General features: G+C 68.1%; 26 protein-coding genes. 19 read left to right on the forward strand and 7 right to left on the reverse strand.

Translation table 11 applies throughout. The features are described 5' to 3' along the window. Positions 1-65 precede the first annotated feature (65 nt). The 3 genes from NED98_RS20740 (at position 66) to maiA (ending at position 3,133) form a co-directional block, all read left to right on the forward strand. A complete protein-coding gene (locus NED98_RS20740; protein WP_265271709.1) occupies positions 66-1,046 on the forward strand; it encodes a right-handed parallel beta-helix repeat-containing protein in 981 nt (326 codons plus the stop codon). Between the two features lie 129 nt (positions 1,047-1,175). Next, positions 1,176-2,501, forward strand: a complete 1,326-nt coding sequence (hmgA, locus tag NED98_RS20745) for a homogentisate 1,2-dioxygenase (protein WP_265314310.1) — start codon at positions 1,176-1,178, stop codon at positions 2,499-2,501. Then, entirely contained in the window at positions 2,498-3,133 is a 636-nt protein-coding gene (gene maiA, locus NED98_RS20750) for a maleylacetoacetate isomerase (RefSeq protein ID WP_179512696.1), read from the forward strand. Before hmgA ends, maiA begins: the two co-directional genes overlap by 4 nt. A gap of 6 nt (positions 3,134-3,139) precedes the next feature. Here the strand turns inward: maiA and NED98_RS20755 are convergent, their stop codons facing one another. Next, positions 3,140-3,361: a hypothetical protein gene (locus NED98_RS20755; RefSeq protein ID WP_179513758.1), complete on the reverse strand. Its 222-nt coding sequence runs from the start codon at positions 3,359-3,361 to the stop codon at positions 3,140-3,142. A gap of 187 nt (positions 3,362-3,548) precedes the next feature. Between NED98_RS20755 and crcB the strand changes: the two genes are divergently transcribed. From crcB to NED98_RS20770, 3 genes are read left to right on the forward strand one after another with little or no spacing between them, the layout of a single operon-like run. Next, positions 3,549-3,929 (forward strand): fluoride efflux transporter CrcB, encoded by a 381-nt coding sequence (crcB, locus tag NED98_RS20760; RefSeq protein WP_179512697.1) that lies wholly within the window; start codon positions 3,549-3,551, stop codon positions 3,927-3,929. Further along, entirely contained in the window at positions 3,926-5,023 is a 1,098-nt protein-coding gene (locus NED98_RS20765) for an RluA family pseudouridine synthase (RefSeq protein WP_265314311.1), read from the forward strand. Before crcB ends, NED98_RS20765 begins: the two co-directional genes overlap by 4 nt. Further along, positions 5,023-5,634 carry an FMN-binding negative transcriptional regulator gene (locus tag NED98_RS20770; RefSeq protein ID WP_179512699.1) on the forward strand — a complete coding sequence of 204 codons (612 nt, stop codon included), beginning with the start codon at positions 5,023-5,025 and terminating at the stop codon, positions 5,632-5,634. Before NED98_RS20765 ends, NED98_RS20770 begins: the two co-directional genes overlap by 1 nt. A 38-nt stretch (positions 5,635-5,672) precedes the next feature. Here NED98_RS20770 and NED98_RS20775 read toward each other — a convergent pair whose 3' ends face one another. Beyond that, positions 5,673-5,897 (reverse strand): hypothetical protein, encoded by a 225-nt coding sequence (locus NED98_RS20775; RefSeq protein ID WP_179512700.1) that lies wholly within the window; start codon positions 5,895-5,897, stop codon positions 5,673-5,675. A 168-nt stretch (positions 5,898-6,065) separates the two neighbouring features. Here NED98_RS20775 and NED98_RS20780 point away from each other — a divergent pair, with 168 nt between their 5' ends. Together NED98_RS20780 and NED98_RS20785 are read left to right on the forward strand one after the other, a co-directional pair. Next, positions 6,066-6,293, forward strand: a complete 228-nt coding sequence (locus tag NED98_RS20780) for a hypothetical protein (protein ID WP_179512701.1) — start codon at positions 6,066-6,068, stop codon at positions 6,291-6,293. Continuing rightward, the gene (locus NED98_RS20785; protein WP_179512702.1) at positions 6,290-6,979 is read left to right on the forward strand and encodes an ATP12 family chaperone protein; all 690 of its coding nucleotides are present in this window, start codon (positions 6,290-6,292) and stop codon (positions 6,977-6,979) included. Before NED98_RS20780 ends, NED98_RS20785 begins: the two co-directional genes overlap by 4 nt. A gap of 103 nt (positions 6,980-7,082) precedes the next feature. Here the strand turns inward: NED98_RS20785 and gmk are convergent, their stop codons facing one another. The 4 genes from gmk to NED98_RS20805 all read right to left on the reverse strand — a co-directional run bounded on the left by gmk (position 7,083) and on the right by NED98_RS20805 (position 10,041). Next, complete coding sequence (gmk, locus tag NED98_RS20790; RefSeq protein WP_179512703.1) at positions 7,083-7,739, reverse strand: guanylate kinase; 657 nt, start codon at positions 7,737-7,739, stop codon at positions 7,083-7,085. Positions 7,740-7,816: 77 nt separating this feature from the next. Next, positions 7,817-8,029: a hypothetical protein gene (locus tag NED98_RS20795; RefSeq protein WP_179512704.1), complete on the reverse strand. Its 213-nt coding sequence runs from the start codon at positions 8,027-8,029 to the stop codon at positions 7,817-7,819. Position 8,030: 1 nt separating this feature from the next. Beyond that, positions 8,031-9,422, reverse strand: a complete 1,392-nt coding sequence (fumC, locus tag NED98_RS20800; RefSeq protein ID WP_179512705.1) for a class II fumarate hydratase — start codon at positions 9,420-9,422, stop codon at positions 8,031-8,033. 130 nt (positions 9,423-9,552) lie between these two features. Beyond that, complete coding sequence (locus tag NED98_RS20805; RefSeq protein ID WP_179512706.1) at positions 9,553-10,041, reverse strand: SspB family protein; 489 nt, start codon at positions 10,039-10,041, stop codon at positions 9,553-9,555. Between the two features lie 85 nt (positions 10,042-10,126). Here NED98_RS20805 and hisB point away from each other — a divergent pair, with 85 nt between their 5' ends. From hisB to NED98_RS20835, 6 genes are all read left to right on the forward strand, one after another. Continuing rightward, positions 10,127-10,714, forward strand: coding sequence for an imidazoleglycerol-phosphate dehydratase HisB (gene hisB / locus NED98_RS20810; RefSeq protein ID WP_179512707.1), 588 nt, complete (start codon positions 10,127-10,129; stop codon positions 10,712-10,714). 1 nt (position 10,715) lies between these two features. Beyond that, the gene (locus tag NED98_RS20815; RefSeq protein ID WP_265314313.1) at positions 10,716-11,033 is read left to right on the forward strand and encodes a YciI family protein; all 318 of its coding nucleotides are present in this window, start codon (positions 10,716-10,718) and stop codon (positions 11,031-11,033) included. Then, positions 11,030-11,635 (forward strand): imidazole glycerol phosphate synthase subunit HisH, encoded by a 606-nt coding sequence (gene hisH, locus NED98_RS20820; protein ID WP_265314314.1) that lies wholly within the window; start codon positions 11,030-11,032, stop codon positions 11,633-11,635. The genes NED98_RS20815 and hisH overlap by 4 nt, the downstream gene beginning before the upstream one ends. Then, positions 11,632-12,366 (forward strand): 1-(5-phosphoribosyl)-5-[(5-phosphoribosylamino)methylideneamino]imidazole-4-carboxamide isomerase, encoded by a 735-nt coding sequence (hisA, locus tag NED98_RS20825; protein WP_265314316.1) that lies wholly within the window; start codon positions 11,632-11,634, stop codon positions 12,364-12,366. Before hisH ends, hisA begins: the two co-directional genes overlap by 4 nt. Beyond that, positions 12,366-13,133 carry an imidazole glycerol phosphate synthase subunit HisF gene (hisF, locus tag NED98_RS20830; RefSeq protein WP_265314317.1) on the forward strand — a complete coding sequence of 256 codons (768 nt, stop codon included), beginning with the start codon at positions 12,366-12,368 and terminating at the stop codon, positions 13,131-13,133. The genes hisA and hisF overlap by 1 nt, the downstream gene beginning before the upstream one ends. A gap of 110 nt (positions 13,134-13,243) precedes the next feature. After that, positions 13,244-13,915, forward strand: a complete 672-nt coding sequence (locus NED98_RS20835; RefSeq protein ID WP_265314318.1) for a ferritin-like domain-containing protein — start codon at positions 13,244-13,246, stop codon at positions 13,913-13,915. Positions 13,916-13,998: 83 nt separating this feature from the next. Here NED98_RS20835 and mutL read toward each other — a convergent pair whose 3' ends face one another. Then, entirely contained in the window at positions 13,999-15,783 is a 1,785-nt protein-coding gene (gene mutL, locus NED98_RS20840; protein ID WP_265314320.1) for a DNA mismatch repair endonuclease MutL, read from the reverse strand. A 157-nt stretch (positions 15,784-15,940) separates the two neighbouring features. On the opposite strand from mutL, the gene NED98_RS20845 reads away from it, so the two are divergent. The 5 genes from NED98_RS20845 to rodA all read left to right on the forward strand — a co-directional run bounded on the left by NED98_RS20845 (position 15,941) and on the right by rodA (position 21,830). Beyond that, on the forward strand, positions 15,941-16,981 hold the full coding sequence (locus NED98_RS20845; RefSeq protein ID WP_174837393.1) for a rod shape-determining protein: 1,041 nt from the start codon (positions 15,941-15,943) through the stop codon (positions 16,979-16,981). 253 nt (positions 16,982-17,234) lie between these two features. After that, complete coding sequence (locus NED98_RS20850) at positions 17,235-18,119, forward strand: rod shape-determining protein MreC (protein ID WP_265314321.1); 885 nt, start codon at positions 17,235-17,237, stop codon at positions 18,117-18,119. Next, positions 18,116-18,628: a rod shape-determining protein MreD gene (locus NED98_RS20855; RefSeq protein ID WP_179512715.1), complete on the forward strand. Its 513-nt coding sequence runs from the start codon at positions 18,116-18,118 to the stop codon at positions 18,626-18,628. The genes NED98_RS20850 and NED98_RS20855 overlap by 4 nt, the downstream gene beginning before the upstream one ends. Next, positions 18,625-20,718, forward strand: coding sequence for a penicillin-binding protein 2 (gene mrdA / locus NED98_RS20860; protein ID WP_265314322.1), 2,094 nt, complete (start codon positions 18,625-18,627; stop codon positions 20,716-20,718). The genes NED98_RS20855 and mrdA overlap by 4 nt, the downstream gene beginning before the upstream one ends. Continuing rightward, the gene (gene rodA, locus NED98_RS20865) at positions 20,718-21,830 is read left to right on the forward strand and encodes a rod shape-determining protein RodA (RefSeq protein ID WP_265314324.1); all 1,113 of its coding nucleotides are present in this window, start codon (positions 20,718-20,720) and stop codon (positions 21,828-21,830) included. The genes mrdA and rodA overlap by 1 nt, the downstream gene beginning before the upstream one ends. Positions 21,831-21,884 lie beyond the last annotated feature (54 nt).

Here is a 21,884-nt window from a genome sequence, read left to right on the forward strand (position 1 = left end):
CGACACCGGCGCCGTCGACCTCCACCTCCACGACTCCGGTCAGCGCGGCAGAGTGGACGGCGCTATTGAAGGCGGCGACGCCGGGCAGCACGATCGACCTCGGCAACCGGCCCGTGACGTTCGCGCGCTATCGCGGGTTGGCCAATGTCACGATCCGGGGCGGCGTGTTCGGCTTCATCACGCTCGATCAATGGCAGAACGTCACTTTCTCCGGCACACGGTTCGAGGCGCGTCCGGAGGACGATCCCAATGCGCCGCTGATCATCGCCTATCAGCCCAACGGCCTGCATTTCGACGCGACGACCTTTGTCGGCGCGCTGAACTCGGCCGGGCAGCTCGGCTATGGCTCGATCAGCGTGCGCGCGGGGAACAACGTCACCATCGCCCATTCGAGCTTCCACGATATGAACAATTCGCTCGGCTTCATCCGCACCACCAACGTGCAGGTGACCGACAATAGCTTCGCCTATATCCGCGAGGGGATACAGATCGTCGGCGCCACCAATGTCGTCGTGGCGCGCAACACCTTCGGCCCCTACCGCCCGGCGCCGGGCGATCACGCCGACGGCATCCAGTTTTTCACCACCGGATTGACGCTGGCCGACGACCACGGCGCGCGCAACGTGTTGATCGAGGACAATCTCTTCGATCCGGGCGAAGGATATCGCGCGCAGGGTGTTTTCATCGGCGACGAAATCAATCTCGCGGCACAGGGCCGCGGCCATTCGGATATCACCGTCCGCAACAACGCCCTGATCGGTACTGGCTGGCACGGCATCAGCGCGGGGACGGCGATTCCGAACCTGCTGATCGAGAACAACAAGCTGCTGATCCGGCTCGGTGCGGACGGCGTGACCGATAATTGGATCCTGGTGAAGGCCGGCGGCGGCATCGTCCGCAACAATTACGCCGGAAGCATCACCCTCGCGCCCGATGTGACGGCGAGCGGCAATACCTCGGTCAAACGCGCGGCGACCGCGTCGGAGATCACCAATGCGATGACCGTGCTCGCGCAATGGGTTCAGGCCGCGCTGGCCGCGCTGTAACCGCATCGGTTCGGCGCGCGCCGGCATCGGCTGGTGGGCGCCGAGCGCGGGCTGAGCCTATCACCGATTGACACCACCCCTGCCCGCTCGATATAGTATCAATTGCAACTATATGGAGCGCTCGGCGCCGTGGACGACGCACATTCTCCGGGCCGGACCGATGCGGCCGGCGGCTATCTCCCCGGCTTCGGCAACCACGTATCGACCGAGGCGGTCGCGGGTGCGCTGCCGATCGGGCGGAATTCGCCGCAGCGCGTGCCCTTCGGCCTCTATGCCGAGCAACTCTCCGGCACCGCCTTCACCGCGCCGCGTCACGACAATCGTCGCTCGTGGCTCTATCGCCTGCGCCCGTCGGCCAACCATGCCGCCTATCGCCGCTATTCCGGCGGCGCCGCGTTGCGCAGCGCGCCGTTCGACGAGGTTGCGCTCTCGCCCAACCGGCTGCGCTGGGATCCGCTGCCGATCCCGCCAGCGCCGACGGATTTCGTCGACGGCCTCGTCACTTACGGCGGCAACGGCGATGTCGGCGCGGCGATCGGGGTCGGCATCCATCTGTATGCCGCCAATCGCTCGATGGAGCGCCGCGCGTTTTTCTCGGCCGATGGCGAATTGCTGATCGTCCCCCAGCAGGGGCGGCTGTCGATCGTTACCGAGCTGGGGCTGATCGAGATCGAGCCGCAACAGATCGCGCTGATGCCGCGTGGGGTGCGCTTCCGCGTCGCGATCGAGGGGCCGAGCCGCGGCTATGTCTGCGAGAATTACGGCGCGGCATTCAGGCTGCCCGATCTCGGCCCGATCGGCGCCAACGGCCTCGCCAACCCGCGCGATTTCGAAACCCCGCGCGCGCATTTCGAGGATCGCGACGAGCCGACCGAGCTGATCCAGAAATTCCAGGGCGGGCTGTGGACGACGACGCTCGATCATTCGCCGTTCGACGTGGTGGCGTGGCACGGCAATCTCGCACCATGCCGCTACGATCTGCGGCGGTTCAATACGATCAACACCGTCAGCTTCGATCATCCCGATCCGTCGATCTTCACCGTGCTGACCAGCCCGAGCGACACCCCGGGCACCGCCAATTGCGATTTCGTGATCTTCCCGCCGCGCTGGATGGTGGCGGAGGGCACGTTCCGTCCGCCGTGGTTCCACCGCAACGTGATGAGCGAGTTCATGGGGCTGGTCCACGGCGCCTATGACGCGAAGGAGGGCGGCGGCTTCGCCCCCGGCGGCGCCTCGCTGCACAACCAGATGAGCGCGCACGGCCCCGATCGCGCGACCTATGAGAAAGCGATCGCCGCCGATCTCGCCCCGCACAAGATCGACGATACGATGGCCTTCATGTTCGAGACGCGCCACGTCATCCGCCCGACCCGCTGGGCCGACGAAGCGCAGACCCGCCAGCGCGACTACGACCAGGTGTGGGACGCTTTCGCCAAGGCGGAGCTGCCGCGATGATCCTCCACGGCTATTGGCGCTCGGGCGCGGCCTATCGCGTGCGGATCGCGCTCAACCTCAAGCGGCTCGATTATATCCAGTCCGCGCACGATCTGCGCAGCGGGGCGCAGCGCGACGCGGCGTTCCTCGCGCTCAACCCGCAAGGGCTGGTGCCCGCGCTGGAGATCGGCGACGGCACGACGATCACGCAATCGCCGGCGATTCTCGAATGGCTCGAGGAGCGCTATCCCGAGCCGCGGCTGCTGCCCGACGGCGCCGAGGCGCGCGCGACCGTCCGCGCGATGGCCGCGCTGATCGGCTGCGACATCCACCCGCTCAATAATCTGCGCGTGCTCAACGCGTTACGCGCCGATTTCGGCGCCGACAGCGCCGCCGTGCTGCGTTGGACCGCGCAATGGATCGGCCAGGGCTTCGCCGCGCTCGAAACGCTGATCGCGCGCCACAGCGAGGGTTTCGCCTTTGGCACGACGCCGACGCTCGTCGACTGCTATCTCGTGCCGCAGGTCTATTCGGCCGAGCGCTTCTCGGTCGACCTCACGCCTTATCCGCACCTCGTCGCCGCGTGCGAACGGGCGCGCGCACTGCCCGCTTTCGAGGCGGCGCATCCGAGCCGGCAACCCGACGCGGATTGAGCGGGTTCAGAGGATTCCGCCGCCCAACGCCAGCCGGACGATCGCGATCACCAGCACGATCAGGTTGAAATTACGTCCCGAATCGCTCGACGAGAGCATCCCGAACAAGGCGCCGACCGCGGCGATCGGCAGGGCCGCCCAGTTGAGCCAGCCGAGCAGCGGGATCACGCCGGGAATGGCGAACAACAGCGCGACGAGACCGATCAGGATCGAGACGATATTGAGCATGTCGAGCAAGATGGCACCTTATCGGTGTATTGCAAGGGCAAGACGGCCGGTCGGTCCTTCACCGTCACCCCGCCCTTGAGCGGCGATGACGCAGCATGTGCGGCAGGGGCACCGCGCTGCCTCAGCGTTTTGCGCGTGTGAACCGCCTTCCCTTCCGCTCGCGCGTCATCCGCGCTACGGCGACGCGATGCAGAATCTTCTGATCGTGATGCTGGGGGGCGCCTTCGGCTCGGGCGCGCGGCATCTCACCGGGCGCGTGATGCTCGGCTGGCTCGGGCCGAACTGGCCGTGGGGCACGCTGACCGTCAATATCGTCGGCGGGCTGCTGATGGGCTTGCTCGTCGGCACGCTCGCGCGTTTCTCGACCGGCGGCGGCGAAAGCTGGCGGCTGTTGCTCGGGGTCGGGGTGCTCGGCGGCTATACGACCTTCTCGTCCTTCTCGCTCGAGGTGGTGACGATGATCGAGCGCGGGCTGTGGGCCGGCGCGCTGAGCTATGTGCTGCTCTCGCTGTGCGGCGCGGTGCTCGCATTGTTTGGCGGCCTCTTCGCCGTGAGGGTGCTGGCATGAACGACGCCGTCCGCCAGTTCACCGTCGCGCCCGATGACGACGGCATCCGCGTCGATCGCTGGTTCAAGCGGCATTTGCCCGACACCAGCTTCACGATCGTCGCCAAATGGGCGCGCACCGGGCAGCTCCGGCTCGACGGCGCGCGGGTCGGCCCGGGCGATCGTGTCGCCGCCGGGCAAGTGCTGCGCGTGCCCCCGGCCGAGCCGGTGCGCGCCGACGCGCGGCCGGCGCGCCAGCGCCCGACCTTGTCCGAGGACGAAGTGGCGTTCGCGCGCGAGATGGTGATCCACAAGGACGATGCCGCGCTGGTGCTCAACAAGCCCCCCGGCCTTGCGACCCAGGGCGGCACCAAGACCACCGCGCATGTCGACGGCCTGCTCGATGCGCTGTCCTTCGAGGCGGAGGGGCGGCCCAAGCTGGTCCACCGGCTCGACAAGGATACATCGGGCGCATTGCTCGTCGCGCGCACCGCGCGGGCGGCGGCGTTCTTCGCCAAATCCTTCTCCGGGCGCTCGGCGAAGAAGGTCTATTGGGCGCTGGTGGTCGGCGTGCCCTCGATCGAGGACGGCACGATCGACCTGCCGATCGCCAAGCAACCCGGCACGGGCGGCGAGAAGATGCATGTCGACGAGGCCGAGGGCCAGCCCGCGCGCAGCCGCTATCGCGTGATCGAGCGCGCCGGCAACCGCGCCGCCTGGGTCGAGCTCCAGCCTTTCACCGGGCGCACGCACCAGCTCCGCGTCCATATGGCGGCGATCGGCCACCCGATCCTTGGCGACGGCAAATATGGCGGGCAGGCCGCGTTCCTGACCGGCGGGATCAGCCGCAAGATGCACCTCCACGCACGGCGCATCCGCGTCGATCACCCCGACGGCGGCAAGATCGACGTCACCGCCGAGCTGCCGCACCATTTCGCGGAAAGCCTCGCCGGGCTCGGCTTCGACGCGGCGGCGGGGGACAATCTGCCCCCCGACACCCCGCCCCCGCCGACCCGCGAGACGCAAAAGGCCAAGGCGCGCGCGCATGCCAAGACGGTGCGCAAGGCGCGCCGCGGCGAGCGCCGCTCGCGCGGCCCGGGCGCTGGACGCGGCTGATGCACCCCGATGCCGCCTTCGCCATGTCGGCCGAGGCGGCGCGGGCGTTCGCCGCCGATATCGCCTTTGCGCATATCTTCGTGCTGGCGGGGGAGGCACCGGCGGTGGTCCACGCGCCGGTGGTGATCGAGGCGACGGGCGATCTGTCCTTCCACCTCGCGCGGCGCAATCGCGCGATGCCGATCGCCGCGGGCACGCGCGCGATCGCCAGCTTCGGCGGCCCCGGTGCCTATGTCAGCCCCGATTGGTATGGCAGCGCCGATCAGGTGCCGACGTGGAATTATGTCGTCGCGGAGGCCGAGGGCGCGATCGAGCCGCTCGACGACGATGCGCTGATCGCGCATCTCGATGCGACGTCGGCGGTGCAGGAGGCGCGGCTCGCGCCCAAGCCGGCGTGGACCCGCGACAAGATGGACCCGCGCCGGTTCGATGCGATGCGCGGCGCGATCATCGGCTTCACGCTGCGCGTGACCGAATGGCGCGGCACCGCCAAGCTCAGCCAGAACAAATCGGCGGCCGATGTGCGCGGGGTGATCGCCGGGCTGCGCGGCATCGGCAAGACCCATCCGGCGGAGCTCGTCGAACGCGCCAACAAAGCGCGGCTTGGATAAGGGCTTCGTCTACCGTTGAAACGCGATACGTCGGGAAATCAGATCGCCGTCACGCTCGGCACCGACAGCGCGGCAAAGCCGAACCACGAGAGCGCCGCGATTCCGAACAGCAGCAGCGAGATCCCGCCGGTCACCCCGCACAGCACATAGCCGGTATATTGCATGATCGGCGGATTCGGACGCCGCAGCTTCGCGTTGCGCGATGCGCCGCTCAGGATGAAGCAAACCAGCAATGCGTAAACGAACACCATCGGGCCGGCCATTCGCCCTTGTCTCCATGCTTCGATCATGCGGGAACCGGCACCGTGCCGGCGTGCACGCGTTAAACATAATCCGCAGGGGTTACCAAGCGGCTTACGCGGCGTCCGGCGCTGGCCCGGCGCAATTCGTCGCGACTGGCGTCGCGCGCGCGGATCGGCCATAGCCCGTACATGGCCGCATCCGATCCCGCCCCCGATCCGGCAAAGGTCCGCTGGTTCTATATAACGCTCGCCCGGCTCGCCGGATCGGGCGGCGCGGTGCTGGGGGTGCTGCTGCTCGCCAAGGGCGACACGACGGGGCGCAAGATCCTCGGCGGCGCGATCGTGCTCGCGGCGCTGGCGATGATGGCGATCGTCCCGCGCAGCCTCGCGCGGCGCTGGCGGAGCCCGCCGCAATGAAGCGCTTCTGGAAGGACGTGACGCTCGACACCGACGGCGGGGTGCTGCTCGACGGCCGCCCGGTGCGCACCCCTGGCCGCGCCCCGCTCGCGCTCCCCACCCCCGCGCTGGCGGAAGCGGTGGCGGACGAATGGCGCGCGGTGGGCGAGACGCTCGATCCGCGCGCGATGCCGCTCACCGGGCTCGCCAATGCCGCGATCGACCGCATCGCCCCCGATCCCGCGCCGTTCGCGGCGGAGGCGGCGCGCTATGCCGAAACCGACCTCACTTGCTATCGCGCCGATTCGCCAGCCGAGCTGGTCGAGCGCCAGCGCGCGGCGTGGGAGCCGCTGCTCGACTGGGCGCGGCAACGCTACGACGTGCATTTCGAGACCACCGCGGGGGTGATGCATGTCGCCCAGCCGCAAGCGACGCTCGACCGGTTGGCCGAAGCGGTCGCGACGCGCGACCCGTTCGCGATCGCGGCGCTGCAGGCGATCGCTTCCGCCACCGGCACGATCGTCGGCACGCTGGCGCTGGCGGAGGGCGCGATCGACGCCGAGACTTTGTGGCGCGCGGCGCAGGTCGATGAGGATTGGCAGATCGAGCATTGGGGCGAGGACGAACTCGCGACGCGCGCCCGCGAGGCCAAGCACGCAAGCTTCGACGCGGCTGCGCGCTTTCTCGCCGCGCTGGGGCGGGGTTAGCTCCAACTCCCGTTCGCCCTGAGCTTATCGAAGGGCTGTTCTTCTTTCCGCGGAAGAAAATGCAGGGCTTAGACGGGCTCAGCCCGAACGGAGGATAGGCGGACTAACCCGCCCGCCGTAACTTACGGATGAAGCCGATCAGCCCGGTCTGCCGCGAGCGCTTCAGCCGTTCCGCCGAAAGGATCGTGCGGACCTGCTGGAAACATTCCTCGACATCGTCGTTGACCAGCACATAATCATAGCCGTCCCAATGGCTTACCTCATTGGCGGCGCGCGACATACGGCGGTCGATGATCTCGGTCGAATCGGTCGCGCGCTTGAGCAGCCGCTGGTGCAATTCCTCCATCGAGGGCGGCAGGATGAACACGCGGACCACATCGCCCCCGGCGATCTGGTAGAGCTGTTGCGCGCCCTGCCAGTCGATGTCGAACAGCACGTCCTTGCCCGCACCGAGCATCTCGTCGACCGGCGCGCGCGGCGTGCCGTAACGCTCGTCGAAGACATGCGCCCATTCGAGGAATTCGTGCGCCGCGGTCATTTCGCGGAAGCGCTCGAGCGAGACGAAGTGATAATCCTTCCCGTCGATCTCCCCCGGCCGCATCGCGCGCGTCGTGGCGGAGACCGACATGCAGAGATGCGGATCGTTCGCCAGCAATTTGCGCGCGATGGTCGATTTGCCCGCGCCCGACGGCGAGGACAGCACGAAAAGCACACCGCGGCGCTTGAAGCCGTGCGGATCGGGCTGGGAGGGATCGTCCATGCGCGCTACTGACGTGCGCAAGGGTCGGGCGTCAAGCGTCCTCTCAAGCTGTCCCCTTCAGCGGAAGGGGCTTGGCTTCAATTGCCCTCGGTCGGCGCCCCCTGTCGCGCCTTGCGCCGATCATAGGCCTTTTTCGCGACATAAGCGCCGCCCAGCGCCAGCCCGAGCGGCCCCATCCGCGTCACCGCGCGGGTGACGAGCGCGCCGAACAGCGCCCCCTTCACCCCGCCGCCGCCCTCGCGCCGCTCCAGCTCGCTCCCGACCAATGCGCCGATGATCGTCCGCAACATATCAACTTCCCAACATGGTTTCCGGCCGCACCACGCGGTCGAAGGTCGCCGCATCGACCAGCCCCAGCGCGATCCCCGCCTCGCGCAGGGTCAGCCCCTCGGCATGCGCATATTTGGCGATCTTCGCGGCATTGTCATAGCCGATCTCGGGCGCGAGCGCGGTCACCAGCATCAGTGATCGGTCGAGCAGATCGGCGATCCGCCGCTCGTTCGCCTCCAGCCCCTCGACGCAGCGTTCGGCGAACGATTCCATCGCGACCGCCAGAAGGTCGATCGAGCGCAGCACCGCCGCGCCGATCATCGGCTTGAACACGTTGAGCTCGAGATGCCCCTGCGCGCCGCCGACGGTGATTGCGACATGGTTGCCGATCACCTGCGCTGCGACCATCGTCAGCATCTCGCATTGCGTGGGGTTGACCTTGCCCGGCATGATCGAGCTGCCCGGCTCGTTCGCCGGCAGATCGAGCTCGCCGATTCCGCAGCGCGGGCCGGAGCCGAGCAGGCGGATATCGTTGGCGATCTTGGTCAGCGCCACCGCGAGCGTGTTGAGCGTCCCCGACAGATGCACCAACGGATCGTTCGACCCCAAGGCTTCGAAGAAATTCTCCGCCGGGATGAACGGCTCGCCGGTGATGTCACGCAGCGCGGCGCAGAAATCCGCGGCGAAACCGGGCGGCGCGTTGAGCCCGGTGCCGACAGCGGTGCCGCCCTGCGCCAGCCGCCGCGTGCCGTGCTCGATCGCCGGCTCGATCCGGCGGCGACAGCGATAGAGCTGGTTGGCGTAGCCGGAGAATTCCTGCCCCAGGGTCAGCGGGGTGGCGTCCTGCAAATGGGTACGGCCGATCTTGACGATCCCCGCCCAGCCCTTCGCCTTGGCATCGAGCGCGGCGTGGAGCCGGTCGAGCGCCGGGAGCAGCCGGTCGCGCATGCCGAGCGTCGCAGCGATGTGCAGCGCGGTCGGGAAACTGTCGTTGGAGGATTGCCCGCGGTTGACGTCGTCATTGGGATGGACCGGGGATTTGCCGCCGCGCGTCCCGGTGAGGATCTCGTTGGCGCGGCCCGCGATCACCTCATTGGCGTTCATGTTCGATTGGGTGCCGCTGCCGGTCTGCCAGATCACCAGCGGGAATTGATCGTCATGCTCGCCCGCGACGACCTCGGCCGCGGCGCGCTCGATCGCATCGGCCTTGTCGGCGGCGAGGCCGTGCGCACGATTCACCCGCGCCGCCGCCTGCTTCACCAGCGCGAGCGCGTGGACGATGCCGATCGGCATCCGCTCGCGTTCGCCGAACGGGAAATTCTCGATGCTGCGCTGGGTCTGCGCGCCCCAATAAGCATCAGCGGGGACAAGGATCGCGCCGATCGAATCAGTTTCGCTACGGGTCTGGGTCATAATAGGCTCCACAAACGAAGGCCGTCGCGGGAGCAAGTCCCGTGACGTCGGACGCGGTGTTGCCGCGCCGGCCGGCCGTTCGCGTCGCTTCGCGAGCGCCACGCTGCCTTGCTGCGCGGCTCGCTCCGGCTCACTTCTTCCGCTTGAAATCCACCGCGACGACGTTCGATCCGTCCTCGATCGGGGTGCCGGCCGGGCCGTCATTCTCCGCCGGATCGTGGCCGCCGGGGCCGTCCTCCGGCCCTTCCTGCGCCTGGAAGCGCAGCTCGAAATTGACCGCCGGATCGTGGAATCCGGTCACCGCCGAATAAGGGATGACCAGCTTCGACGGCACCTGGTTGAAGCTCAGCCCAACCGAGAAGCGGCTTTCGTCGACCGTCAGATCCCAGAAGCGGTTCTGCAGCACGATCGTCATCTCGTCCGGGAAACGCTCGATCAGCCGCTGCGGGATATCGACCCCCGCGGCCTGCGTCTTGAAGGTGATGTAGAAATGGTGCTCGCCGGGCAGATTGCCGCCATTGTCCGCCACCGAACTGAGCACGCGGCCCACCACGGCGCGCAGGGCCTCCTGCACGATTTCATCGTAAGGTATCAAACTGTCGGGCGCTGAATCGTCCATAAGCGGCTATGGGTAGCGCGGAAGTGGGCGTGGTCAAGCAAAGCTTTCCTTCCCAAATATCATATCCACGCTATGGGAGCCGGCCATGCGCACCGCCACAATCACCCGCGCCACCAGCGAGACGGATATCGCCGTCACCGTCAATCTCGACGGCACCGGCCGCTACGCGATCGCCACCGGCATCGGCTTTTTCGATCATATGCTGGAGCAGCTCGCGCGGCATTCGCTGATCGATCTCGACGTGCGGACCAAGGGCGATCTGCATATCGACCAGCATCACACGGTGGAGGATACCGCGATCGCGATCGGGCAGGCGGTGGCCGAGGCGCTGGGCGACAAGCGCGGCATCCGCCGCTACGGCGACGCGCTGTCGCCGATGGACGAGACGCTGACCCGCGTCGCGCTCGACATCTCCGGGCGCCCGTGGCTGGTGTGGAACACCGACTTCACCCAGAAGCGCCTCGGCGAGATGGATACCGAGCTGTTCAAGCATTGGTTCCATTCCTTCGCCCAGGCCGCCGGAATCACGCTGCACATCGAGACGCTCCACGGCGAGAACAACCACCATATCGCCGAAAGCGCGTTCAAGGGCCTTGCCCGCGCGCTACGCCAGGCGGTGGAGATCGATCCGCGCAAGGCCGATGCGATCCCCTCGACCAAGGGGATGCTCTGACGTGGCGCTCGACGATTATCGGGCGCAGGGCCACCTCTGCCTGATCCTGCTCAATTACGAGCGCCCGCTCGAGGAGGTGGATGCGCAGATGGCGGCGCATGTCGCCTTTCTCGAACGCGGCTTTAACGAGGGGGTGTTCCTCCTCGCCGGGCGGAAAGAGCCGCGCACCGGCGGGGTGATCCTGTGCCGCGGGGTCGCCGAGGATATCGAGGCGCTGGCGCAGACCGATCCCTTCGTCACCAGCGGGGTCGCCACCGTCGAGGTGGTCGAGTTCAAGGCCGGGTTCGCGGTCGACGCGATCGCGCGGCTCGCGCAATGACGCTGGCGCTGGTCGATATCGAATCGGGCAATTTGCGCTCAGTCGAGAATGCGCTGCGCGCCGCCGGCGCGGCCGACGTGACCGTCACCGCCGACCCCGACATCATCGCCCGCGCCGAACGCATCGTGCTCCCCGGGGTCGGCGCGTTCGGCGCCTGCGCGGCCAACCTGCGCGCGGTCGACGGACTCGAACAGGCGCTCGCCGAACGCGTGCTGCGCGGTGGCGCGCCGTTTCTCGGTATCTGCGTCGGGATGCAACTGATGGCCGAGACGGGCGAGGAAATGGGCACCCACCACGGGCTCGCGTGGATCCGCGGCCGCGTCGCGCGCCTCACGCCGAGTGATCCGACGGCAAAGGTGCCGCATATGGGGTGGAACGACGTCACCCCGCTCGCCCCGCATCCGTTGCTGGCCGCGGGCGAGGCCTATTTCCTCCACAGCTATGCCTTCACCGGCGAGCATATCCTCGCGCAAACCGATCACGCCGGCCCGGTCGCCGCCGCGATCGGGCGCGACAATCTGCTCGGCGTGCAATTCCATCCCGAAAAGAGCCAGCGCTACGGCCTCGCTCTGCTCGAACAATTCCTGGTGTGGCGCCCATGAGCCTTATCGTCTTTCCCGCGATCGATCTCAAACAAGGACAGGTCGTCCGCCTCGCCGAGGGCGATATGGCGCGCGCCACCGTCTACGGCGACGATCCCGCCGCACAGGCGATGTTGTTCGCCGAGGCGGGTGCCGAGCATCTCCATGTCGTCGATCTCGACGGCGCGTTCGCCGGCCAGTCGGTCAACGGCGATGCGGTGCGCGCAATCGTCGCGCGTTTCCCCGGGCACGTGCAATTGGGCGGCGGCATCCGCACCGCGCAAGCGGTCGAGGCGTGGTTCGATCTCGGCGTCGCGCGGGTGGTGATCGGCACCGCCGCGCTGGAGAATCCCGATTTCGTCCGCGATATGGCCGCCGCCTTCCCCGGCGGGATCGTCGTTGCGGTCGACGCGCGCGACGGCATGGTCGCGACCAAGGGCTGGGCCGAGGTCTCGACCGTCAACGTCACCGATATGGCGCGGCGCTTCGAGGATGCCGGGGTCGCCGCGCTGCTGTTCACCGATGTCGGGCGCGACGGTTTGCTCAAGGGGTGCAATGTCGCCGCGACGGTCGATCTGGCGCGCGCGGTCGATATCCCGGTGATCGCCAGCGGCGGGGTCAAGGGGATCGGCGACATCCATATGCTCGCGCTCCACACCCGCGACGGGGTGGAGGGCGTGATCACCGGCCGCGCGCTTTACGACGGGACGCTCGATCTCGCCGCCGCGCTCTCGGTCGCGCGGGCCGCCTGATGACGGTCCGCGCGCGCGTCATTCCCTGCCTCGACGTCGCCAACGGCCGCGTCGTGAAGGGGGTCAATTTCGTCGACCTCAAGGACGCCGGCGATCCGGTCGAGCAGGCGCGCGCTTATGATGCGGCCGGCGCCGACGAATTGTGCTTCCTCGATATCACCGCCAGCCACGAGGGGCGCGATACGATCCTCGACGTGGTGCGACGCACCGCTTCGGTGTGCTTCATGCCGCTGACCGTCGGTGGCGGGGTGCGCACCGCCGACGATGCGCGCGCGCTGCTGCTCGCCGGGGCGGACAAGGTGGCGGTCAATTCCGCCGCGGTCGCGCGGCCTGAAGTGGTCTCGGATATCGCCGAGCGGTTCGGCAGCCAGTGCTGCGTCGCAAGCGTCGACGCGCGGCGCAGCGGCGACCGCTGGGAGGTGTTCACCCACGGCGGCCGCCGCGCGACCGGGATCGACGCGGTGGCACATGCGCTGCGGCTGGCGGAATTGGGCGCGGGCGAGTTGCTCGTCACCTCGATGGACCGCGATGGCACCCGTGACGGCTATGACCTCGCGCTGATCCGCGCGATCGCCGATCGCACCAGCGTCCCCGTCGTCGCCTCGGGCGGGGTAGGCAATCTCGCGCATCTCGTCGCCGGGGTGACCGAGGGGCACGCCTCGGCGGTGCTCGCCGCGTCGATCTTCCATTTCGGCGAAGCGACGATCGCCGGGGCGCATGAAGCGCTCGCGGCGGCGGGCGTACCGGTACGCGCGCCGATCGCCTAGACGCTATCCGTCAGACCGGGTGAGGGGCGAAGGCCGGGCAGGTCTTTCGTCTCCAGGCCCGCAATGCCTTGTCGCGCCTTTTCTGGTATATAGGCTGGATGGTCGGCCGATTGCGCACCCGATATCTCGACCTTCTCGGGTCGATCTACATCTATAACGAGCACCGCGGCTATACCGCGCTCGACCGGGTGCTCGAAGCCGTCCGCGCCCGCGCGCCCGACGATCTCGCGCTGATCGCCGCGATCGAGAAACATCGCGCCGACGAGCGCAAACATTATCTCATGTTCCGCCGCTGGTTCGAGATGCGCGGGGTGATGCCGCTCGCGGTCGATCGCGCGTGCGGGCATATCGACCGTTTCGTCGAGATCATGTTCCGCCGGCATATCGACGAGCTCGATACCCAGGCGATCATCGCCAGCGACGATCAGTTCGAGAAACTGTGCCGCGTGATCTCGCTCACCGAGCAGCGCGGCTATCGCCAGGTCGAGATTTTGCTGCGCCACCCGATCGTCCGCCGCGATCGCGTGCTGATCAAGATCTTCCGCATCATCGAGCGCGACGAGCCGAGCCACTGGGCGCCCTATGACGGCTGGCTCGCGGCGCACGGCAAACGCCCCGCGCGCTGGTGGGAGCACGCGATCGACACGTTCATCCATTCGGAACTGCTGTTCCTCAAACTGCCTTTGCTGTTCGTTTCGCGCGTCGCCCGGCGCACCGACTGGGCCGATCGCGACGATCCCGCCGAACGTCTCGCCTCACCGTTCAGCCTCGCGGCGGAGTGAATTACACCACGTTAGATCGGCACATCCTCTCCCCGTTCGGGCTGAGATTGTCGAAGGGCGAACGGCGTGTGGACGGCCCCCCGTCACTTCCGCCCGAACAATTTCTCGATATCGCCGTGCGCCAGCTTCACCCAGGTCGGGCGGCCGTGGTTGCACTGGCCCGAATGCGGGGTCACTTCCATCTCGCGCAGCAGCGCGTTCATCTCGGCGACCGACAGCACCCGCCCCGCGCGGACCGAGCCGTGGCACGCCATCGTCCCCGCCACCGCATCGAGCCGCTCGCGCAGCGACAAGGCCTGATCGAACGCCGCCAGCTCGTCGGCAAGATCGGTGATCAGCCCCGCCGGATCGCCCGCGCCGAGCAGCGCCGGGGTCGCGCGGACGAGGATCGCGCGCGGGCCGAACCGCTCGAGTTCCAGCCCCAGCTCAGCCAGCTCCGCCGCCCGCGCCTCGAGCCGGTCGCATCCGGGCTCGTCCAGTTCGACCACCTCGGGGATCAGCAGCGCCTGCGACGCCACCCGCCCCCCGGCGAGCGCGCGGCGCATCCGTTCGAGCACCAGCCGCTCGTGCGCGGCATGCTGGTCGACGATGACGAGCCCGTCCTCCGCCTCGGCGACGATATAGGTTTTGGCGACCTGCCCGCGCGCCACACCGAGCGGATGATCGGCGCGCTCGGGCGGCGGGGCGAACGCGGGTTCGGCACGTGCCTGCGGCGGTGGCGCGAAGAACGCCGGGCGACGATCGGCGACCGACGGGCCGATCGCCGCGCCATGATGCTGGGTCATCGCGGGCCAGATCGTCGGCTGCCGCTCGACCGGCGGCGGGGTATCGATCTCGCTGCGCCACATCGCCAGCGCATCTTCAGCCGGGCGGTTCGTCACGCGATGCCCTGCCCCGTCGAGCGCGCGGCGAATCCCGCTGACGATCATCCCGCGGATCATCGCCGGATCGCGGAAGCGCACCTCGGTCTTGGCGGGGTGGACGTTCACATCGACCTGATCGGGCGGCACATCGAGGAACAACGCCACCACCGCATGCCGGTCGCGCGGCATCATCTCGGCATAGGCCCCGCGAATCGCACCGATCAGCAGCCGGTCCTTCACCGGCCGCCCGTTGACGAACAGATATTGGTGATCGGCGATGCCGCGGTGGAAGGTCGGCAGCCCGGCAACCCCGCCGAGCACCACCCCCTCGCGCTCCAGATCGACCGCGACCGAATTCTCCGCCAGCGCGCGATCGGTGAGCAGGGCGACGCGCCCCGGCCGGTCCTCCGCCTGCAACGCCGCCAGCGCGCGCCGCCCGTCATGCTCGACGGTGAAGGCGATATCGGGCCGCGCCATCGCCAGCCGTTTAACCACATCGAGGCAGGCGGCATATTCGCCGCGCGTCGATCGCAAGAATTTACGTCGCGCCGGAACCTTGGCGAACAGCCCCTCGACCACAACCCGCGTCCCCGGCGGCAACGCGGCCGGCCCCTCGCGCACCAGCACGCCATTGTCGATCGTCCGCGCCCAGCCGTCGGCGCCGCGCGGGCGGCTTTCGAGCGTCAGCCGCGCGACGCTGGCGATCGACGGCAGCGCCTCGCCGCGAAACCCCAGAGTCGCCACCGAATCGATGTCGTCGGAAGGCAGCTTGGAGGTGGCGTGACGCTCGCACGCCAGCGCCATTTCGTCGGGGGTCATCCCGCAGCCGTCGTCGGCCACCTCGATCCGCTCGACCCCGCCGGCGGACAAGGCCACCGCGATCCGCGCGGCGCCGGCGTCGATCGCATTCTCGACCAGCTCCTTCAACGCGCTGGCCGGTCTTTCTACCACTTCACCGGCAGCGATGCGGTTGATCAAATGCTCGGGCAAACGGCGTATTGACACGCTTCGTCCCCTAGCCCAAGCGGCGTCATCCCGCGACCCCGTAAGACGTTTTATTTGGCCGTGCACGCCAATGCACCTTGCGGCGGGAAGCGCGGGATGGTTGGCGTATTGCACCGCGTGCTCGGCGCGGCGACTCGGGGACGGAAACTAGCGCATCATGGCCTTTTCGCGTTTTTTCAAGTTCATGTCGCATGACATGGCGATCGATCTCGGCACAGCGAACACGGTCGTCTATCTGCGCGGCCGTGGAATCGTGCTCAACGAGCCGTCGGTGGTCGCGGTCGAGACGATCAACGGCATCAAGAAGGTGAAGGCGGTCGGCGACGACGCCAAGCTGATGATGGGCAAAACCCCGGGCAATATCGAGGCGATCCGCCCGTTGCGCGACGGCGTGATCGCCGACATCGACGTCGCCGAGCAGATGATCAAGAGCTTCATCTACAAGGTCCACGGCCAGCGGCGCTTCATGCGCTGGCCCGAGATCGTGATCTGCGTCCCCTCGGGCTCGACCAAGGTCGAGCGCCGCGCGATCCGCGATGCCGCTTCCAACGCCGGCGCGAGCCAGGTGTGGCTGATCGAGGAGCCGATGGCCGCCGCGATCGGCGCCGATATGCCGGTGACCGAGCCGATCGGCAGCATGGTCGTCGATATCGGCGGCGGCACCACCGAAGTCGCGGTGCTCTCGCTGCGCGGCCTTGCTTACACCACCAGCGTCCGCGTCGGCGGCGACAAGATGGACGAGGCGATCGTCAGCTACGTCCGCCGCAACCACAACCTCTTGATCGGCGAAGCCACCGCCGAGCGGATCAAGCAGGAAGTCGGCATCGCCAAGCCGCCCGCGGACGGGATCGGTGCGACGATCCACATCAAGGGCCGCGATCTGGTCAACGGCGTGCCGAAGGAAATCCAGATCAACCAGGGCCAGATCGCCGAGGCGCTGAGCGAGCCGGTGGCGACGATCGTCGAGGGCGTCCGCGTCGCGCTGGAAAATACCGCGCCCGAGCTCGCCGCCGATATCGTCGATCAGGGCATCGTGCTGACCGGCGGCGGCGCGCTGCTGCAGGGGCTCGACGAAGTGCTGCGCGACGAGACCGGGCTCCCCGTCACCGTCGCCGAGGACCCGCTGACCTGCGTTGCCCTGGGCACCGGGCGCGCGCTTGAAGACCCGATGTATCGCGGCGTATTGCAGAGCGGTTGACGGGCAGACTTTTTATCAGAGACGGTTGGGAAATGGCCTTCAGCTTTCCCCCGTCATTCCCGCGCAGGCGGGAATCCATTCAACCGACGCTCGGCGAAAGAATCGCAGCGACAGCGCGAATGGATTCCCGCCTTTGCGGGAATGACGGAAAGCTGGCGGCGGAGAAAATCCACTGATGCCTTTTCCAATCGGGCTTTTAGTGTTTAGTTCATCTGCGGCGCCGACCAGCGCCGCCACTCGAAGGGCATAGGTGATGGCGCCGACGCGGGACCGGCGCCCGGGTTTCTCGCGGCGGGCGCAATATTCGCTGTTTCTGACCTATATCCTGGCCATCGCCGGCGCGGTGGTCGGCGCGGTGCTGCTCGCCCTCTCGACATTCAACCCGCCGGCCTTCGCGGCGCTGCGCGCGACGGTGCGCGAGGTGACCACCCCGGTCTCGTCGGGGATTTCCGCTGTGTTCGGCGTGGTCTCGGGCGTTCCCGATGCGATCGGCAGCTATTTCCACGTCCGCACCGAGAATGAAGCATTGCGCGCCGAGGTGAAGCGTACCCGCGCCGCGCTGACCCAGGCGCAGATCATCGTGCGCGACAATCGCCGGCTGCGCGGGTTGCTCAAGCTGCGCGACGGCGATGCCGCACCGGTCGTCACCGCGCGGATCGTCAGTTCCTCCGCATCGAGCACGCGACGCTATGGCGTGCTCAACGCCGGGAGCTGGCAGGGCGTGCGCGAGGGGCAGCCGGTACGCGGCCCCGACGGGCTGCTCGGCCGCATCGTGGAAACCGGCCCCAATACCGCGCGCGTACTGCTGCTCACCGATCCCGACAGCATCGTCCCGGTCCGCCGCATCGGCGACGGCATGCCCGCGTTGGCTGCCGGACGCGGCGACGGGATGGTCGATATCCGCTCGGTCGATACCGGCGACGCCAAATTGCGCCCCGGCGACCGCTTCGTCACCTCGGGCACCGGCGGAATCTATGCGCCGGGCGTGCTCGTCGCACGGGTCGTCCGCGCCGGCAGCGATACCGCCCCGGCGCAGCCCTACGCCCGCCCCGACACGTTCGACTTTGCCCTCGTCAGCGCGGCCTTCGTTCCGCCCCCGCCGCCGGCGCGCCCGCAGCCGCCCAAGACCAGAAGATGAGCGCCGAATCGCGCAAACCGTTCGAGGCGACGCTTCCCGCGGGCCGCGCGCGCGCGATTCCGTGGCTGACGGTGATGGCGGGCTCGCTCGTCACCGTGGCGCCGTTCGGCGCGACGCTGGGGCTGCTCCCGCCGTGCGGGTTGCTGATGCTGCTGGCGTGGCGATTGCTCGCCCCGCTCGCGCTGCGCCGCTGGGTGCCGCCGTTGCTCGGGCTGTTCGACGATCTGGTCAGCGGCCAGCCGCTTGGCAGCGCGATGGTGCTGTGGACGCTGACCTTCTTTCTGGTCGACCTGTTCGACCAGCGCACGATGTTCCGCGATTTCTGGCAGGATTGGCTGATCGCCGCCGCGGCGATCGCGATGTGCCTCGCCGGCGGCCGGATCGTCGCGACACCGCTTACCGCGCACGTCGATGCCGTGCTAGTGATACAGATCGTCGTGTCGATCCTCGTCTTTCCCCTTGCCGCGCGTATCGTCGCCTGGATTGACCGCAAACGGGCGGTCGAATGACGCGCGCGCCGCGGATCGCCACCGAGGCGCAGCAAGGCTACACCTTCTCGCGCCGCGCCTGGCTGCTCGGCACCGCGCAGCTCGGCGTGGGGGGATTGCTCGTCGCGCGAATGGGCTGGCTCGCGATCGCCGAGAATGAGCGCTACAGCACGCTCTCCGAAAGCAACCGGGTCAACAACACGATGATCCCGCCGCGTCGCGGCTGGATCGTCGACCGCGCCGGGCATCCGATCGCCGACAACCGCACCGACTTCCGCGTCGACCTGATCCCCGATCGCGTCGAGGATCTCGATCGCACGCTCGCGCTGCTCCAGAAATTGCTCGACCTCACCCCCGAGGACCTACTCCGCGTGCGCGCCGATCTCAAAAAAGCCGCCGGGTTCCAGCCGGTGCAGGTGGTGGACAATATCTCGTGGGAGCGGTTCGCCGCGGTGCAGGTGCGCCAGCCCGAGCTGCCCGGGGTCGCGCCGACCCGCGGCTTCGCGCGCAACTATCCCGCCGGCGCGGCGGTGGCGCATCTCACCGGCTATGTCGGCACCGCCACCGCCGAGCAATATAAAGCGACCAAGGATCCCTTGCTCGTCACCCCCGGGTTCAAGGTCGGCAAGGACGGGCTCGAAAAGACACTCGAAAAGCAATTGCGCGGCACCCCTGGCGCGAAACGGGTCGAGGTGACCGCACGCGGCAAGGTGGTCGCCGAACTCGCCACCCGCCCCGACATTCCCGGCAAGACGCAGAAGCTGACGATCGACGTCGGGCTGCAGGAATATGCCGCGCGGCGGCTCGGCACCAATTCGGGCTCGGTCGTCGTGTTCGACTGCCAGACCGGCGAGATGCTCGCGATGGTCTCGATGCCGGCCTATGATCCCAACAGCTTCTCCGCCGGGATCAGCCATCTCGAATGGCAGATGCTGAGCGCCAACGATCACGTCCCGTTGATGAACAAGGTGACCCAGGGGCTCTATCCCCCGGGCTCGACCGTCAAGCCGATGAACGGCCTCGCGCTGCTCGAGGCGGGGGTCAGCCCCGATGAGCGAATTTTCTGCTCGGGGTCGCTCCGCGTCGGCAACGGCATCTTCCACTGCCACAAGAAGCGCGGCCACGGCCCGCTCGATCTGCGCAACGCGATCGCGCAGAGCTGCGACATCTATTTCTACGAAATGATCCGCCGGCTGGGCTATGATCGTGTCGCGCCGATCGCGCGGATGGTCGGGCTCGGACAGAAATTCGATCTACCGCTCGCCACCCAGCGCTACGGCACCGTGCCCGACAGCGCGTGGAAGAGCCGCAAGTACAAGAGCAATTGGACGGTCGCGGATTCGCTCAACGCCTCGATCGGCCAGGGCTATGTGCTGGCCAATCCGCTCCAGCTCGCGGTGATGGCGGCGCGGATCGGCTCGGGGCGGATGATCCAGCCGAGCCTGCTCGCCGATCACGTCCACTCGGGTGCCGCCGCGCTGACGGTCAACCCCGATCATCTGCGCATCGTGCGCGAAGGGATGTGGAAGGTGGTCAACGGCGGGGGCACCGGCGGCGCGTCGCGAATGTATGTCCCCGGCATCCAGCTCGCCGCCAAGACGGGCACCGCGCAGGTCCGCCGCATCACGATGGCCGAGCGGCGCGGGGGGGTGCTCAAGAACGCCAGCCTGCCGTTCAAGCTGCGCGACCACGCATTGTTCGTCTGCTTCGCGCCCGCGGACAATCCGCGCTATGCCGCGGCGATCGTGCTCGAACATGGCGGCCATACCGTGCGCAATCTCGATTCGCCGATGATTGGGCGCGATATCATGACCTGGCTGTTCGATCGCGATCTGGCGATGAAGTCGCTCGCCGAGGTGGAGCCGACCTGGGGCGGCGACATCCGTACCCGCATGGCCGCCGAGGCCGCCGCCTATCGCGCCGCCAATGCCGCCGAGACCGAGGCCGGGCTCGGCACCGAAACCGACGCCCCCGCCCCCACCGCCGCCCCGGCGGTCGAGGCGGTGACGCGCGCGCGCAACGCCAATGCCGATGCCACCCCCGGTGATATCGCCAACACCGGCGGCGTCGCGGGCACCACCGGCTCCCCCGATACCGGGACGCCCGATTGATGAGCCGCACGTCGATCATCCCCGCGCCGCTCGCGCGCCTGCCGTGGCGCGTCCTGCTGACGATCACCGCGATCGGCTGTTTCGGGCTGGTCGTGCTGTTCTCCGCCGCGGGCGGGTCGCTGCGCCCCTGGGCCTTGCCGCAGGGGGTGCGCTTCTTCGTCTTCCTGTTCGCCGCGGTCGGGGTCAGCACGGTCCGCGAGGATGTCTGGCGGCGCGCCGCTTTCCCCGCCTATGCGGTTCTGGTCGTGCTGCTGTTCGCGGTCGAACTGCTCGGCGCGGTGCGCGGGGGAAGCCAGCGCTGGCTCGATCTCGGCTTTATCCGGCTCCAGCCCTCGGAGCTGATGAAGCCGGCGATCGTGATGGCCTGCGCGCGCTTCTACGACATGCTGCCGCCGTCCGAAACGCGGCGCTTCGGCGCGATCTGGCCGCCGTGCGTGCTGATCGGCATCCCGGCGGCGCTGGTGATGCTCCAGCCCGATCTCGGCACCGCGCTGATGATCTGCGCCGGCGGGGTGACGGTGATGTTCCTGGCGGGAATCCCGCTGCGGCTGTTCGTCGGCGGCGCGCTGGCGCTGGCGATCGCCGCGCCGCTGGCGTTCAACTTCGTGCTGCACGATTATCAGCGCAACCGCGTGCTGATCTTCCTCGATCCCGAGAGCGATCCGCTGCGCACCGGCTATCACATCACCCAGTCGAAGATCGCGATCGGCTCGGGCGGAATCTTCGGCAAGGGCTTCCTCAACGGGACGCAGAGCCACCTCGATTATCTGCCCGAGGGGCAGACCGATTTCGTCTTCGCGACGATGGCGGAGGAATGGGGGCTGCTGGGCGGCATCTTCATCATCGCCGCTTATCTGATGGTGATCCGCTGGGGGGTGAACGTCGGGGTGCGCGCCAAATCGCGCTTCGCCAAGCTGACCGCGGCGGGGCTGTCGACGACGATCTTCTATTATGTCGCGATCAACCTCATGATGGTGATGGGGCTGGCGCCGGTGGTCGGCATCCCGCTGCCGCTGGTGAGCTTCGGCGGGTCGGCGCAGATGACGGTGCTGCTGTGCCTCGGCATCCTGATGTCGATCGACCGCGAGAGCCGGCGAAAAACCGGCTGGTAAGCAAAAAAGGGGTTTGCAATCCGCGAAACGCCTGCTACCGGCGCACCTCCCGAC

It is taken from the genome of Sphingomonas lycopersici (assembly GCF_026130605.1).
GTDB lineage: Bacteria > Pseudomonadota > Alphaproteobacteria > Sphingomonadales > Sphingomonadaceae > Sphingomonas > Sphingomonas lycopersici.